At 40.4% G+C, this 15,682-nt stretch carries 12 protein-coding genes and 1 pseudogene; 5 read left to right on the forward strand and 8 right to left on the reverse strand.

Annotated features, from left to right (window positions below; translation table 11 throughout):
• Positions 1-208, reverse strand: a pseudogene (locus ACT3RN_RS09890) (abortive infection family protein); the annotation flags it as partial.
• Between the two features lie 297 nt (positions 209-505).
• Between ACT3RN_RS09890 and ACT3RN_RS09895 the strand changes: the two are divergent.
• The gene (locus tag ACT3RN_RS09895) at positions 506-1,981 is read left to right on the forward strand and encodes a lytic murein transglycosylase (protein ID WP_192519994.1); all 1,476 of its coding nucleotides are present in this window, start codon (positions 506-508) and stop codon (positions 1,979-1,981) included.
• Positions 1,982-2,093: 112 nt separating this feature from the next.
• Here ACT3RN_RS09895 and ACT3RN_RS09900 read toward each other — a convergent pair whose 3' ends face one another.
• The 4 genes from ACT3RN_RS09900 to ACT3RN_RS09915 form a co-directional block, all read right to left on the reverse strand.
• The gene (locus ACT3RN_RS09900; RefSeq protein ID WP_192519993.1) at positions 2,094-2,393 is read right to left on the reverse strand and encodes a hypothetical protein; all 300 of its coding nucleotides are present in this window, start codon (positions 2,391-2,393) and stop codon (positions 2,094-2,096) included.
• 165 nt (positions 2,394-2,558) lie between these two features.
• Entirely contained in the window at positions 2,559-3,554 is a 996-nt protein-coding gene (locus ACT3RN_RS09905; RefSeq protein ID WP_192519992.1) for a DUF4062 domain-containing protein, read from the reverse strand.
• Positions 3,555-4,038: 484 nt separating this feature from the next.
• Positions 4,039-4,905, reverse strand: coding sequence for a glutamate racemase (murI, locus tag ACT3RN_RS09910; protein WP_225739243.1), 867 nt, complete (start codon positions 4,903-4,905; stop codon positions 4,039-4,041).
• A gap of 353 nt (positions 4,906-5,258) precedes the next feature.
• On the reverse strand, positions 5,259-5,987 hold the full coding sequence (locus tag ACT3RN_RS09915) for a DUF1285 domain-containing protein (RefSeq protein ID WP_192520029.1): 729 nt from the start codon (positions 5,985-5,987) through the stop codon (positions 5,259-5,261).
• Positions 5,988-6,635: 648 nt separating this feature from the next.
• Here ACT3RN_RS09915 and ACT3RN_RS09920 point away from each other — a divergent pair.
• The gene (locus ACT3RN_RS09920; protein ID WP_192520036.1) at positions 6,636-8,273 is read left to right on the forward strand and encodes an electron transfer flavoprotein-ubiquinone oxidoreductase; all 1,638 of its coding nucleotides are present in this window, start codon (positions 6,636-6,638) and stop codon (positions 8,271-8,273) included.
• A 113-nt stretch (positions 8,274-8,386) separates the two neighbouring features.
• On the opposite strand, the gene ACT3RN_RS09925 is transcribed toward ACT3RN_RS09920, so the two are convergent.
• Positions 8,387-9,883 carry an alanine/glycine:cation symporter family protein gene (locus ACT3RN_RS09925; protein ID WP_192520030.1) on the reverse strand — a complete coding sequence of 499 codons (1,497 nt, stop codon included), beginning with the start codon at positions 9,881-9,883 and terminating at the stop codon, positions 8,387-8,389.
• 838 nt (positions 9,884-10,721) lie between these two features.
• Between ACT3RN_RS09925 and ACT3RN_RS09930 the strand changes: the two genes are divergently transcribed.
• The 3 genes from ACT3RN_RS09930 to ACT3RN_RS09940 all read left to right on the forward strand — a co-directional run bounded on the left by ACT3RN_RS09930 (position 10,722) and on the right by ACT3RN_RS09940 (position 13,557).
• Positions 10,722-10,982: a DUF4212 domain-containing protein gene (locus ACT3RN_RS09930; protein ID WP_192520031.1), complete on the forward strand. Its 261-nt coding sequence runs from the start codon at positions 10,722-10,724 to the stop codon at positions 10,980-10,982.
• Positions 10,983-10,985: 3 nt separating this feature from the next.
• Complete coding sequence (locus ACT3RN_RS09935; RefSeq protein WP_192520032.1) at positions 10,986-12,854, forward strand: sodium:solute symporter family protein; 1,869 nt, start codon at positions 10,986-10,988, stop codon at positions 12,852-12,854.
• 157 nt (positions 12,855-13,011) lie between these two features.
• Positions 13,012-13,557, forward strand: a complete 546-nt coding sequence (locus ACT3RN_RS09940; protein WP_192520033.1) for a hypothetical protein — start codon at positions 13,012-13,014, stop codon at positions 13,555-13,557.
• 113 nt (positions 13,558-13,670) lie between these two features.
• On the opposite strand, the gene ACT3RN_RS09945 is transcribed toward ACT3RN_RS09940, so the two are convergent.
• Positions 13,671-14,279: a rhomboid family intramembrane serine protease gene (locus ACT3RN_RS09945; protein ID WP_192520034.1), complete on the reverse strand. Its 609-nt coding sequence runs from the start codon at positions 14,277-14,279 to the stop codon at positions 13,671-13,673.
• A 38-nt stretch (positions 14,280-14,317) separates the two neighbouring features.
• A complete protein-coding gene (locus tag ACT3RN_RS09950; RefSeq protein ID WP_192520035.1) occupies positions 14,318-15,370 on the reverse strand; it encodes a 5'-nucleotidase in 1,053 nt (350 codons plus the stop codon).
• Positions 15,371-15,682: the final 312 nt, after the last annotated feature.

The following is a 15,682-nucleotide window of genomic DNA, read 5'->3' on the forward strand; positions in this document are numbered from 1 at the left end:
ATAATTTCCCTAAAACTATCAAAGGTTGAACTGATTCTTTATTTACTCGCATCAACCATTCCTGAACTTTTGCAGGCTTACTCACATTAGGTGGTTCGCCGGGAGCATCTGCATAGAAAAACAAACTATCTAGAGTCGCATGACTCTCTATTTCAGGCAAATTATCAGATAAAACTGAGATTATAGGCCGTGGTATTTCTTTTCTCATAAACGTCCTTTCAATAATAATTATTAGTTCATCTTGCTACATAATAGTTGTATTGTATGATGTAGCAAGATAAATAGTCCAAGTAGTTGAGCTAAACAAATAATATTAATTCAAGCATAATTTTTAATCAAAGCCTATCCGAACCTCACACCTATATCAAACTAACGTAATTATTTATAGCATTAGAACTGCGATAGCTTTTCTTTGCTGTTTAGATTGGTTACTCTAGGTGCATACTGCTTTTACCTACTTTATTTTACTTCTTAATGACTGTTTCGATGTTTATAGGATATCTCCATGCGTTTGACTTCACTTTCTAATTTATCGCTACTTAGCTTAGCTGTTGGGCTTAGCTTTGCGAACACCGCCCAAGCTGCCCGACCAGAAGCACCAAATTTATCTAATGCTGAATTCCAACAATGTCTAGATGGACTAAAAAACTCTAGTAAATTCCGTGGCGTGGATAGTTTCACTTTTAACAACTACCGTCCTGCTCAGCCTGATCCCAGCGTGATTCAGTCTCTTAACTATCAGCCAGAGTTTCAAAAAGACGTTTGGGATTACCTCTCAGCGTTAGTGGACAAAGAACGCGTCGAAGACGGTATCCGCGCTAAACGCCAGTGGAGCGACACACTGCGCCAAATCGAATCGCGTTATGGTGTAAAAGCAGAGCACGTACTCGGTGTCTGGGGCGTTGAGTCGAACTTTGGTCAAACCTTAGGTAAAAAGCCATTGTTTGAGTCTTTAGCGACCCTCTCATGCTTTGATCGTCGCCAAAGCTACTTCCGCGGTGAGTTTGCCAATGCCCTTAAGATTGTCCAGCGCGGTGATATCGCGCCAAGTGATATGACAGGATCATGGGCAGGTGCCTTTGGACAAACGCAGTTTATGCCAAGTACTTTTTTAGACTTGGCTGTTGATTTTGATGGAGATGGTCGTCGCGATCTGGTCAATAGTGTACCTGACGCATTAGCCTCTACAGCTAACTTTTTGAAAAATCGCGGTTATCGCTCAGGTGAGCCATGGGGTTATGAAGTCAAGCTACCTGATGGCTACTGGGCAGCCTCAAGCCGTAAAAATAAAAAAACGATAAGCCATTGGCGTAACCAAGGCATCAAACTCGCAAATGGCGGTGCTTTACCATCTGATTTAAGCAGCGCAGGTCTATTGCTGCCTGCTGGTATTGAAGGTCCTGCATTTTTAGTCGGTAAAAACTTCGACACGTTTTATTCGTACAACGCATCAGAAAACTATGCATTGGCAATCGCTCATCTATCAGACCTAGTCACCCGCGAAGACAGCAGCAAAACCGACTTTGCCACGGCATGGCCAACCGATGATCCAGGTATCAGCCGCCAGCAAGCAAAAGACATTCAACAAGCCTTATTAAATGCTGGTTACGATATTGGTGGTGTCGATGGAATCATTGGTGACAATACTCGTACCGCTATTCAGCAATATCAATCTAGTAAAGGCATATTCCCAGCCGATGGCCGCGCAGGACAGAAATTCTATCGCGCAATCGTGGGCAATACCGCACCTACTCGCTCACAATATGGCAATCAATACAACCAGCCTGCAACTAGCCAACCGTTAAACCCTGCCTCTACCGACCGTATGGGACAGCTGATCCAAAAGCAAACGACCACGTCAAGCAATACTTATTCGGCACAGCCAGCTACTCAATCGTCGACATCTAGCAAAACCCGTTATCGCCGCGTTACTAGTGCCGATGGTACTATTCAGCTCATCCGTGTTGATGAAGGCTTATAATAACAAGCAAGCTTAGTAATATTGCAAGGCGAATAACAGTAACTTAAATCAGAAAAAAAGGCCGCGTTATGATTAACGCGGCCTTTTGTATATATATAATTTATAGCATCATTTAAACGATTGGCGGAGGTGTGGGCTTACCATTATCACCATCCCAGTTTTCACGGGCCTTATCATCTAGATCAGCAGCTGTTTTGGATTCCCACTTACCATTCTCTTTCCAAGTGGCATCACCCCAGTCATCGCCTTCTGCTTTACTATCCAAATCTTTATAAGCTTGGCTTGGGTCAATACCTCGGCGTTTCATATCCGCTACTTGCTCTTCTAATGTATGAAACTGGTCGGCATCATGCATCGTTTTTTCTAAGCCATCCAACTCTTTTTTTAATTCATCACTTTTAGAATTACTCATTGCGTGCTCCTTAACTGATCAATATTGATGTATGCGCTATACAATTGTAGTTTTAATATTAGCATCTAACCAATCTTATTATCACCAGTCCTGGATAAATTCACAACCATTGACTCGTATTCTTTGTATTACAAAACGTATTTATAGGTACAAACACTTTAACTACTACAATTTGACATTCGAGTCATCCAATAAGTTTTTTGCATAACTCGTCAACTTCCACAGCTCTTGTGAGACTCGAGTACCATAAGTGGTAAGTCCTATCCAATTTGCACTAACCAGCTGACGCTGCAACTTATTTAAATCGTCTTGAGATATTTGACAACGCGAAACAGCGTGGACATTGGGCATATCTCGCTTAACATCGTCTTCTGCTTTTGATGTTATCAAACGATTAATAGCATTTTGTAGACCATAGCTAGAAAACGTTTCTGAAATCTTCCCTAATGTAATCAATACCTCTTGCCACGTTAATGCCATCGGTCTATTAATATCTGTTAAATTGCCACCTTCGTAAGCTTGCGCACTATACTGAATATCAAAAAAATCTGTCAGTACAATCACTGGGCTAAGACCATCAGTGACAAGTCCATCGTTTACAAAAGTCTCTTTTTTTACAGGCTTATTGGTAGACAAAAGATCCGAAAACCGCTCAACGACTTCTTGCCTAGTAACAGTCAGAACCTTCTCTTTATCCCGAACCCAGCCACCAGTCACCTCATCGTTGGTTAGGATATGCTCATAAGTTGCTTCGAGTAGTTTTTCGATATCATCTTCTGTATCATAATAAGATATTTGATTATCTTGCCTAATCACCGATTTAATAAACTCTTGTAACTGACGGCTAATAGTTGCATCTTGCTGATGGTTTTTGATCAAAACTAGCAAAGGTTTGATTTTTGCCTTCGCACTTAGATAGCTTAAATGCATTTGACTAACGCCCGTTCTTTGCACCGAGCCGTAACTATCTCCGATGATCATTAATGCGTAATCGCAGTCATCAATACACTGTCGACCATATAACGAAGCCTTTGGCAACTGGCTCGATACGTCATAGGTCAAGAACGCAAATGGCTGAAAAAATATCGCTAAGCTGTCCAAGAGCAACAATTGATCGTTGTCAGCGCATATGATATGAATATGGTAGCGACGGTTTGGCACAATTACCTCTAAAATCAGGTCATGACATAAAAGAATGTAGGATCTATCGACTATTAAAATATTAGAGCTGCTGATTGCTAAAACTCTGCCGAACTATGTAAAAGCTGATGGTAATGTCGAGACCTTAGCCATATTTTCAACAGCGTTTGGGGAAATCTAACATCAGCCTTTCGGGGTGATACTATTCTCTACTAATACATAGCAAAATTCTTTAACCCAGAATGACTAGGTATCAAAAACCTCACTGCATATTGTCTAAAAAATAGTTGCTGTTAGCACCACATGTGAATAGTCAACAGACCCTAATATAAAAAATACAAATATATTATTTTGCACAGCCTAGCACAATCTCATAAGGCTGGGCTTAATTTATTTTAATCATACTAGGACGTGTTCTTAATTCAACCGATAGTCATCTACATATATTAAAAATGACTAAATCTTGCCAAACCGCGTCAAGTAGCCAACTAACGGACGGCATGTCCTAGTTAGCATGATATTGCAATACTGCGTCCTTACCCAGTAATCGCGTGACTAAGGCGCCCAGTTTATCATTATATTTAGTAGCATAAAAAACCAATGGTAGCCTAAGATTCGTATCTAGGTCTTTGGCATCTCCTAAAGCATTTGATTCGCTCTTAGTCAACGCTGACAATTGGTTGGTAACCAGTAACTGCTTAACTCGCTCAGCAATTGCCTGTCCAGAGTCCACTACCTGCATTGATAGCTGCTGCGCTGCAATCTCATTCAATAAAAATGCTTTAAAAAATGGATAATGGGTACAGCCTAGCACCAACTGATCAATCCCTTCGTTGGCAAATAATTTTAGCTGCTGGCGCAAACTGAACGCCGTCTCATCCTGCTCTGGCATACCGGCCTCTACCCAAGGCACTAATCGTGGATCAAAATACTTAGTAACCACTGTATTATTAGGTCTAGCAAAATTGTTAATGACATCATTGAGCAACGTGCCATTCAAAGTCGCCTTGGTCGCCAATACTGCGACACGGCTGCTTTTGCTAGCAGCTACCGCTGGTTTTAAGGCAGGTACTAGACCGACAATAGGTAGCTGAGGATAATGACGCCTTGCAGTTTCCAGTGCATAGGCTGAAGCACTATTACAAGCAATCACGATAAGCTTGCAGCCCTGTTGATACAACCACTCTAATGCAGTCAGGGTTAACGCTTCAATATCTGCACTATCACGATTGCCATAAGGTACATTTAGCGTATCAGCATAATAAACATAACGCTCATTAGGGAGCTGCTGCGCGAGATGCAGATAAATAGACAACCCACCGACTCCAGAGTCGAACAATCCTATTGGCGAGCTACGAGCTTTACTATTCATAGTTTTACCAATACTAGCTTTGTTTATAGCAGCGTTACCCACTTCCCCAAAATCGTTACCAATGAAGGTATCTGAGCGCATCTTGAACGCATTCGTGACATTACTTGCCGTAATATCCATCGTTACTGTACTGCCATTTTTATATACATATCATCATCTTTGTACTGTTTCTTCAGTCAAATACTGAGTTAAATATTATATAGTTATTAAATTGCTATCAAGTTGCTATCTATTTATTTAACACAACCTATTTATTTAATACAACTTTATAGAGCATTTCTTCATTTTAAAAAGTGCTGATAAAACCCAGGGCATACTCTAGCTACTAAAGACCTCACTATAAATGAGTGTCGTTAATTGATAGGCATCGATAGCTGATAAGACTTGCCACCACTTTTTAAGATCAATATTGTCTCACTATTTTGCTCTATTAATTCGCCAATCTCTGCAAGATGATAAAACGTATTACGACCAATCAGCGCCGTCAAACCATTTCTAACGAGCATATAGGGACGCACTTGCGGTTCGATGACTGCTTCCTGATGACTGTCCACATCTGTATCAGTTATTGCATAGTCAATCATACTACTATCTTTAGGATTATACGCCTTTAATATGATTGGATGCTCATCATCTAAACGCACCACATCACCTGTCGTTGTGAGAAACTCCAACCAACTATAACCGCCCTCATTGACAATGCCAACATCGTTGATGAGTAGTGGTGCATCTTCAACTTGAATACGGATTTTCTGTACAGGCGTCTTCAGAAAGTACTCTGTCCTACCATTGTTTTCCTCTTTCCACAGAATAGTGGCAAACAAGCTGACCAATGACTCTCTAGTCATTTTTCCACCTTCATGCCACCACTCACCATTTGCTTTTATGATAAGGTCCATATCTGCCACATGGTCAGGATGCCAACTTTCCAGTGGCGGTATTGTGCGTCCCTGACGAACTCCAGCGCTAGACTTTAAATACTGGCTAAGGGTATCAATGTCACTTAGGTTGGATGACACGTCATTTGGGGCTTCTGCTTTATTTTCATGATTGCTAATGGCCTTTTTATTATCATAATTCATTATATAATCCTTTACCTAACATTCAAAGTTTGGCAAAACTGTTATTACTATAAATTTTTGTTTCAGGTATGATGAAACCTTGTCGTTATAACTTCCTTATTAGTTCAGTATCACCTTAACACCTATACTCATAAATGCGTATCGTGTTTATGGGACTTTTCTTTTATAATAAGTAACGATTTTTTATTTTTATCGGAACGTTCAAATAGCTGTTGTGTTAATAACAAATTTTACGTTATGTGTTGATATCTTTGAATAAATCGGACTCAACAATAACGTAATTAATTGATGCCGCAAAGACAGTTTTATCAGGCAGCCATATATCTGAGCAAAGTTAGCCCTGCAACTCTATTATTCAGTTGTTAAGCTAATAATGCCCTGAGATAAGCCACTAAAAGTTTAGGAGTAGGTATGCAAGAGCCAAACAATCAAAATCCAGTTATTGATGGTGAAACTGTTAATACTGATAAAACAGTAGCGACAGAAACGGCAAATCTAGACAAAGCAGAGCCGGAAGTTGCGACAGAAGAAGTGTTAGCTGAAGAGTTTGCTGTAGAAAACAAGCCTACCGAAGCTGTCACTATCGACAAAGCACCAGAGCCAGTAATAGAACCTGTGGTAGCCGAGCCTGAGATTGAACGTGAATCAATGGAGTTTGATGTCATTATCGTCGGTGGTGGACCTGCTGGTCTATCTACTGCCATCCGTCTACGCCAACTGGCTATTGCAGCGGGTAATGATGAATTTATGGTTTGTGTCGTCGAAAAGGGCTCTGAGTTCGGTGCTCATACTTTATCTGGTGCAGTAATAGAAACACGTGCTTTAGATGAGCTAATACCAGACTGGAAAGAAAAAGGCGCACCGCTTAACGTGCCAGCGACCGAAGATCGCTTCTATTACCTAAACTCAGCCACACGCTCTACTAAAGTACCTGATTCTCTAATTCCAGGGCCGATGCACAATGACGGCAACTATATCGTGTCACTAGGCAATGTGGTTCGCTGGTTAGCCGCCCAAGCTGAAGAGCTAGAAGTCATGATGTTCCCAGGCTTCCCTGCAGACGATATCTTATATAATGATGATGGCTCAGTACGAGGCGTATTGACGGGTGATATGGGTGTGGCTGCCAATGGTGAAGCCAAGCCAAGCTTTGAGCCTGGTTATGAACTTCTTGCTAAATATACTGTCTTTGCCGAAGGCTGCCGTGGTCATCTAGGTAAACGCTTGATCAGCCGTTTTGATCTTGATAAAGACTCAGACCCTCAACATTATGGTATTGGCTTAAAAGAGCTGTGGGATGTAGCACCTGAAAAGCACGAGCAAGGTGTGGTCATGCACGGTCTTGGTTGGCCATTAACAGAAACGGGTTCTACTGGTGGTTGGTGGTTGTACTTTGATGAAAACAACCAAGTCAGCTTTGGTCTCGTTGCTGATTTATCTTACCACAACCCATACATGTCACCATTCGATGAGATGCAACGCTTAAAAACGCATCCAGTCATCAAAAGTGTATTAGAAGGCGGTAAACGCATCTCTTACGGCGCGCGCGCTTTGACCAAAGGTGGTCTCAACTCATTACCGAAATTCACCTTCCCAGGTGGTGTATTGGTTGGTGACGATGCTGGATTCTTGAACCCTGCAAAAATCAAAGGCACCCATACTTCAATGAAGTCCGGTATGCTCGCAGCCGAAGCGATTTTTGAAGCATTACAAGCTGATCGTCAGCATGATGAGGTTGTTGCTTATACCACTATGTATAAAGAATCGTGGTTATATGAAGATAACTATGAATCACGTAACTTCTCGCCTGCGATTCATCGCATGGGTCTGTTTATGGGTGGTGCGTTTACCTTCATCGAGCACAACTTATTTAAGGGTAAAATGCCGTTTACCCTACATGATAACATCCCAGATTATGACCAACTAGAGCGAGCCAACCATGCTTATCAGCCGACTTACTTAAAGCCTGATGGCAAACTGGTATTTGATAAACTGTCATCAGTATTTATTTCTAATACCAATCATGCTGAAGACCAACCAACGCATCTAAAACTGACGGATCCAACCGTACCAGTATCCATTAATTTACCGCTATATGCTGAACCGGCACGTTTATATTGCCCAGCAGGTGTTTACGAAGTGGTCAAAGATGCAGAAGGTGCGAAGTTTGTCATCAATGCGCAAAACTGTGTACATTGTAAAACTTGTGATATTAAAGACCCATCACAAAATATTACGTGGGTAACGCCAGAAGGCGGCGGTGGTCCTAACTATCCAAACATGTAACCTATGATTGGAGTATTTATTGCACCCATAACATAATAGTAGCTGAATAAAAAACCGCCCTTTTAATATTTAAAAGGGCGGTTTTTTATTCAGCTTTCATTTAATCATCAAAATTAATCTGTCCATGCATCACGATGAGCTTCATCTTTAAGCTTCACAAAATCATCGGGATTAAATTTGATTTGATCACCAGTTTTACCTGCTTTCACTTGACGCTCATAGTCACGCAGTATTCTAAGTGCCACTGGAGATAGCAGTAAGATTGCCATCAAGTTAACCAAAGCCATCAGTCCCATCGACAAGTCAGCAAAGTTCCAAATAGCGGGCAGACTGGCAATAGCACCAATAAACACCATACCTAATACCATGAAGCGGAAAACCATAATCATCACTTTGGCATTTTTGGCACCAGAAATAAACTCTAAATTTGACTCACCATAACTATAATTAGCAATGATAGAAGTGAATGAGAAAAAGAAAATAGCAATCGCCACAAACACCACACCTAAATCACCAACATACTGCGACAATGCTAGCTGAGTCAGCTGAATACCTTCTTGTTCAACACTGGGGTCAACCACACCTGACAGTATAATAATTGATGCCGTTGCTGTACAAATGACTAGCGTATCCATAAAAACACCTAGCATTTGCATAAACCCTTGTACCGCTGGATGGTCAGGGTGACTCTTTGCGGTAGCTGCAGCGTTGGGTGCTGAACCCATACCTGCTTCGTTAGAAAACAAGCCACGCTTGATACCATTAATCATGGCCTGAGCGATACCGTAACCTATTACCCCGCCCGCTGCTTGTTCAAAACCAAATGCTGATTTTACAATCAACACAATAGCCGCTGGAAATTGACTGAAATTAGTGACAATAATGAATAACGCTAACAAAATATACAAAATAGCCATAACAGGGACGATTTTCCCAGCAATACGAGCAACTGAGCGTAAACCACCAAATACTACTGGCGCAACTAATACTACCAGCACTAAGCCTGTCGCCCATGTTGGAATGCCAAACGCTTCATTGGTCGCCTGTGCAATGGTATTTGACTGTACACCATTAAATGCCAGACCAAAAGCCACCAGCAAACATAACGAAAAGAAGATTGCTAACCAGCGCTTACCCAAACCTTTTTCAATATAGTAAGCAGGTCCACCACGATAAACATTGTCATGGTGCGGTACTTTGTACGCTTGTGCTAACGTGGATTCAATAAAACTGGTCGACATACCAACGATCGCCGTCATCCACATCCAAAACACAGCACCTGGGCCACCGAGATAAATCGCAATTGCAACCCCTGCCAAATTACCTGTGCCGACGCGAGCTGCCAGTGAGGTCATCAGTGCCTCAAATGAGCTAATACCACCATTTTTGCGTCCTTGATTAGAGACACGCAATAGTTTCCACATATGACCAAAATGGCGAAACTGTATAAAACGTGTAACGACGGTAAAATAAAGACCTGCGCCAATCAGTACGAACATCAATAATCCATACCAAGGGTTATTAGCAATCAACCAATCATTGTTGCCCCAAATAATGCTGACACCATAGTTTACAATGCTATTAAACCAACCTGCTATTCCGTCGTTCATACGGGCTCCTTATTAACAATTAACACTTTATAGACTGTACTGAAAATTTGTATTGATATTATATTTGGCCAACTCGAACCTTAGGCCACTTAAACCATCATGCACAAAAAATTTGATATCAAAATATCACGTGCATGATATAGACATTGAAGCACTAACAATTATTAAATTTAGTTATCCATCTAAAAAGAACATTTATTAAATAAATGTTCTTTACACTTGATATACTATAGAATGTATTGAGTAACAATTTAGCAGCACTTATTAGACTATTGTTGTATAGTTCTCAGTATCATCACGTGATGCACTAGTACTGGATATTGTATAAACAACTAAACGTATGCTTGATTTTTGCCTTTACTTTTATTTAGTATATGCAAAAGACCTTTTTAATATTTATGTTAAGCTAGTAGTTGCTTAATAGCGTGGCATTTTAAATGCATTAAGAATGTTAAGACACTTGTCAGGAAGACAAGATTGTAAAACAGACAATGGATCGTCTTACCCCTCTCTCTTCCTCGATAAGTCCAGTTCTTTATACATTATACTTTTTATTAATATGTTCTATGCCATACCTAACTATTCACTTTCAATAAAGAAATAGGTTGTTGCACGTTATATTTCTACTGTTATACACAGTACGTAGCTATTTTTTATGTTGTTAGTGTCTTTTTGATACGACTTAGTCCCTATGGATTGCAGTCTATCAATAAAATTTTGCTATATATGATGGTTATGATAGATACAGTATCGTGGTAATCGATACAGGTTAAACCAATATGTTTTAGCAAAATTAGACCGACAATAACATTTTAGGTAAGACAAAAGGAGTTGTCCTATGGAAAACCACAACGATCCATCTGGATATTGGCGTGCCAATGTTCGTCTCATTTTAGGTAGTCTAGTCGTTTGGGCATTATGTTCTTACGGCTTTGCGATTCTTTTACGTCCTCTCTTAGCTGGCATCAAAATCGGTGGTACCGATTTAGGCTTTTGGTTCGCTCAACAGGGCTCCATTGGTATTTTTATTGTCTTAATTTTTTTCTACGCTTGGCGTATGAATAAGTTGGACAAACAATACGGCGTAGACGAGGAATAGATCATGAGTCAGTATCTAATTAATATTATTTTTGTGGGTCTATCCTTCGCTCTTTACTTCGGTATTGCGATTTGGGCTCGTGCAGGAACAACAAGTGAATTTTATGTTGCAGGAGGCGGTGTTCATCCTGTAGTCAACGGTATGGCAACAGCAGCTGACTGGATGAGTGCTGCATCCTTTATTTCTATGGCCGGTCTACTTGCTGCTGGTGGCTATGGTGCATCGACTTATTTAATGGGTTGGACAGGTGGTTATGTTTTACTAGCCATGCTACTAGCACCATACTTACGCAAATTTGGTAAATTTACAGTTCCTGACTTTATTGGTGATCGTTTTTATTCCAAGACCGCTGCTATGATTGCTGTGGTCTGTTTGATCATTGCCTCAACCACTTATGTGATTGGTCAGATGACAGGGGCAGGTGTTGCATTTTCACGCTTCTTAGAAGTTGAAAATGATACTGGTCTTATTATTGCAGCGATTGTTGTGTTTTTCTATGCAGTACTTGGTGGCATGAAAGGGATTACTTACACGCAGGTTGCGCAGTATGTGGTTCTTATGATTGCTTATACCATTCCAGCCGTCTTTATTTCACTTGAATTAACAGGCAACCCAATTCCAGGTTTAGGCTTGTTCTCAAACCATGTAGAAGCAGGCGTTCCTATCTTAACCAAACTTGACCAAGTTGTCACTGACTTAGGTTTTACCGCTTATACTGCTGACGTTCCTAATAAACTCAACATGGTGTTATTTACGTTATCACTCATGATTGGTACAGCAGGTTTACCACACGTTATTATCCGTTTCTTCACAGTGCCTAAAGTGGCTGATGCCCGTTGGACAGCTGGTTGGACGCTAGTATTTATTTCATTGCTATATTTCACTGCACCTGCAGTAGGTGCCATGGCACGTTTGAACCTAATTGACACTATCTATCCACAAGGTGTTGAAGAGCCTGCTATCAACTATGACCAACGTCCAGACTGGATGAAAACATGGGAAGATACAGGTCTTATTAAGTATAACGACCTAAATAACGATGGTCGTATCCAAATGTATAATGACAGTGGTCTTGGCGCAGCTGAGATTGCACTAGCAAATGCACAAACTGAAGGTGGTGATGTAAGCGCTGCAACTGCCGCTGTGGAAACAGCCCGTGCCGCCCATAATTTAGAAGTTGATGGTCGTTTTGCTGACGCAGGTTGGGCTGGTAACGAGTTAGATGTCAACGCTGATATTCTCGTATTGGCGAATCCAGAAATTGCTCAGCTTCCACCTTGGGTTATTGGTCTTATCGCCGCTGGTGGTTTGGCAGCAGCATTATCTACAGCAGCTGGTTTGTTACTCGCTATTTCTTCAGCCATCAGTCATGATTTGATTAAACGAAATCTTAATCCAAACATTACTGACAAAGGAGAGCTAAAGGTCGCACGTATCACAATGGGGGTAGCTATTGTAGTTGCTACATACCTAGGCATGAATCCACCAGGATTTGCCGCACAGGTAGTTGCATTGGCATTTGGTATCGCTGGCGCCTCACTCTTCCCTGCATTAATGATGGGTATTTTCTCTAAACGTATCAACAATCTCGGTGCTATTGCTGGTATGTTGACTGGTCTCATCAGTATCTTGCTTTATATCTTTGTATTCAAAGGCTGGTTCTTTATTAGCGGCACAGCAAACCTACCTGATACCGCAGAGTACTGGTTATTTGGTATCTCACCATTATCATTTGGTGCAGTTGGTGCATTACTTAACTTTATTGTTGCATTCATAGTTTCTTATGCAACGAAAGCGCCACCATTACATATCCAGGAACTGGTTGAGAGTGTTCGTTCGCCACGCGGTGCTGGTGGTGCAGTCGACCACTGATCTTACGAATCATGATATATCTTCTGTTACTATATATCACTCACAGGCAGTAGCTGCTTGTGGGTGATTTTTTTGCCTGACATGTATTATCATTCTTATATTTTTAATTTACTCAATAGTTTAAATTAGACATACCTAACGCATTAAGGAATATTTTATGCTTTTCGAGTTTATCGCTACCATAGCTGCCGCATTTGGTATGGCTGGACTAGCACTAATCATAACTCATCTCAGTAAACTGGCAGGCAAACGTACACCGAAATGGCTTGTACCCCTATTTGCTGCTATTGGTATATTTGCGTTTCAAATACATCAAGAATACAACTGGTATAGTCAGCAAGTGGATAAGTTACCAGAGGGAGTAGAAGTGGTCAAAACAGCAGAAAGTACCGAATGGTTTCGTCCATGGTCTTATGCCAAACCACAGATACTACGCTTTATAGCAGCTGATACTGGTAATGCCAGTGTGCAAATAGATAACTCCAACATATACTTGGTTAACTTGTATTTGTTTGAAAGACGTAGAAGTGTACAAAAGATTGAGCAAGTGATCGATTGTAGCCGTCCTGCACGCGCAGACTATGTATTACCAGAAAAAGATAGCACGCTTACGATTGATGAACATGTTGAACAAACAACTGCATGGCACGATTTGGCAACAGATGATCCGCTATTTATTAAAATTTGCACCAATAAAAGTTAATTATTTTACACATATCGATCTCCTAGATAACGAAGCCACATACTGAAAGAGGATAATTTTTTAAGTTAATCAATCTAAAAAATTACCCTTTTTTTGCATCAGCTTTACTTTTATTAGCTATCGTGGTGTGGGACCGTTTTATAAGTGTGTTTAGAATTAGCACCCAACAACAATCCTGCACATAAGCCACCAAAATGGGCAGCAAATGAGATACCTTGTTGCGGCATTAATCCTTGCTTGATAGTCAACCAGTAGCCAGTGCCCATAACGATACAAGCTACTAGATAACCCCAACGTCGCGCAAATACAGCACCGCCTATCATGTAGCCAAGCATGGCAAAACATAACCCTGATGCACCAATATGAATAGAAGATGGCGAGCCGATTATCCAAGTAACTAGCCCGGATGCAATAATCAACTTAAGTATGGTTCGATACGCATTTTTTTCAAACAGTCCAAACAAAAATAAAATTTGTAATAACGTAAAAGTATTGCCAAGTAAATGGGAAAAGTTACCATGCATCGTCCATGAAGCAAATATTCCAATCAAACTACCTACATCTAGAGCACGAGGTACAATACCAAAAATATTCCACATCCCAAATAAAGCTGTTTCATTGAGAAAAAACATACCCCACATTGGTATCAATACAAAAGCATATAAACCAATAACTTGCTTTATTCGTACTACAATCAAAGTAAGTAATTGCTTCCAATTCATATGATATTACCCTTTCACTTAATCGCTTTAGATATATCCTAGTGACTCACAGAAAATAACGACCTATCTATCGGCTCAAACGACAATGACGTAGCATTTTTATCCACAGCCACATAATTGCTCCCATGTAGCAATGAGTTTGAATGGTAAGGCACCAACGCAGTAGGAATAAAATTACGCGCCGCATCAATATGTTTGATTGAATCATCAAAGAATATATGTGGAGCAAATGTTCTTAGTACAGCAGTTTTCTCCAACCCACCTAAGAAAAAGGCCATATCAACATTCACGCCCCACTCACGTAGCGTTTTAATAGCGCGCAAATCAGCAGGTGCATTACGAGCAGTTACTAGCGCTATTTTTATCGGAGAGTATTTAAGAGATGCCGGCAGACGCTCTTGTAGATTTGAGAGCTTAATCAATAGTTCAGCATAAGGCCCTTTCTCAATGGGTAAATCACGCATTTGTGCTTCACGAGCATGAAAAGCACGTAAGCCTTTTTGCTTATAAAGCAATTCTCCTGAATCATCAAAAAGCACTGCATCACCATCAAAAGCAATACGCAACTGCTGAGTATCTAGCTCATAAGTATTAACAGGTGTCGCATCAAGTATTGCACAAGCACAAATATTGGCATCAGCAACTTGCTGTGCATCATCACGATTAGTAGTAAGAAACAGATCAACATTAAAATCTTTAATATAAGGAGCCACGGGGCTACCTGAAATAAATGCCGATCGTGAAATATTAAGGCCTTTTTCAAGAATTGCATTAAGTACCTGAATACCTGTATCAGGACTACTCTTTGAGATAATAACAACCTCAACTAATGGTGCATCAACTTCTATATCTTTATCTAAACAGTCATTGCAATATTTATTGAGGTTCAATAACGCTTGAATCAAAGGGTAGCCTGCACCTATATTTAAAGGCTCATTCTCACGTTCGATCATATAGTCACGAAATTCTTTTATCACATCATCAGGACGTTGCTGCAAAAGTTGAAGTAAATGATTTTCAGATTCTGATAAATCAAATAGTGCAGTTGCAGAAATTGCAACTATCAACGTGTTACTAAAATCAACTGCCATAAATCTCTCAACTGATAAAATCATAGAGTGGATAAAAGAATGGACTACGAGCCAAAGTAGTCATAGCCATTAAAATTATTCTCTAAAGTTAAGGTGCAAACGTTATTGTCGTTTTATGCATCATCTGAAAGCATTTTAACGATTAACAGCGCTTATTGTGAATGTTCAACACGCTCTAGATTATAAAAAATAAATATCAATAACTATAACAGTTTCAGCTTAAAGAAGTATATTCTAAAAAGCTATGGTAGGGAGAATCACTTAGACAAAGAAAAGCCCCCATCGCGTGAGCGGTGGGGGCTTTTACTTTTA

It is taken from the genome of Psychrobacter sp. AOP5-GZ1-6 (genome assembly GCF_052376345.1).
Lineage (GTDB): Bacteria > Pseudomonadota > Gammaproteobacteria > Pseudomonadales > Moraxellaceae > Psychrobacter.

What these genes read in the sequence shown, in the direction of transcription:
- ACT3RN_RS09895 (WP_192519994.1), top strand. Translation starts at nt 506, where the DNA reads ATGCGTTTGACTTCACTTTCTAATTTATCGCTACTTAGCTTAGCTGTT.
- ACT3RN_RS09900 (WP_192519993.1), bottom strand. Translation starts at nt 2,393, where the DNA reads ATGAGTAATTCTAAAAGTGATGAATTAAAAAAAGAGTTGGATGGCTTA.
- murI (WP_225739243.1), bottom strand. Translation starts at nt 4,905, where the DNA reads ATGAATAGTAAAGCTCGTAGCTCGCCAATAGGATTGTTCGACTCTGGA.
- ACT3RN_RS09915 (WP_192520029.1), bottom strand. Translation starts at nt 5,987, where the DNA reads ATGAATTATGATAATAAAAAGGCCATTAGCAATCATGAAAATAAAGCA.
- ACT3RN_RS09920 (WP_192520036.1), top strand. Translation starts at nt 6,636, where the DNA reads ATGGAGTTTGATGTCATTATCGTCGGTGGTGGACCTGCTGGTCTATCT.
- ACT3RN_RS09925 (WP_192520030.1), bottom strand. Translation starts at nt 9,883, where the DNA reads ATGAACGACGGAATAGCAGGTTGGTTTAATAGCATTGTAAACTATGGT.
- ACT3RN_RS09930 (WP_192520031.1), top strand. Translation starts at nt 10,722, where the DNA reads ATGGAAAACCACAACGATCCATCTGGATATTGGCGTGCCAATGTTCGT.
- ACT3RN_RS09935 (WP_192520032.1), top strand. Translation starts at nt 10,986, where the DNA reads ATGAGTCAGTATCTAATTAATATTATTTTTGTGGGTCTATCCTTCGCT.
- ACT3RN_RS09940 (WP_192520033.1), top strand. Translation starts at nt 13,012, where the DNA reads ATGCTTTTCGAGTTTATCGCTACCATAGCTGCCGCATTTGGTATGGCT.
- ACT3RN_RS09945 (WP_192520034.1), bottom strand. Translation starts at nt 14,279, where the DNA reads ATGAATTGGAAGCAATTACTTACTTTGATTGTAGTACGAATAAAGCAA.
- ACT3RN_RS09950 (WP_192520035.1), bottom strand. Translation starts at nt 15,370, where the DNA reads ATGGCAGTTGATTTTAGTAACACGTTGATAGTTGCAATTTCTGCAACT.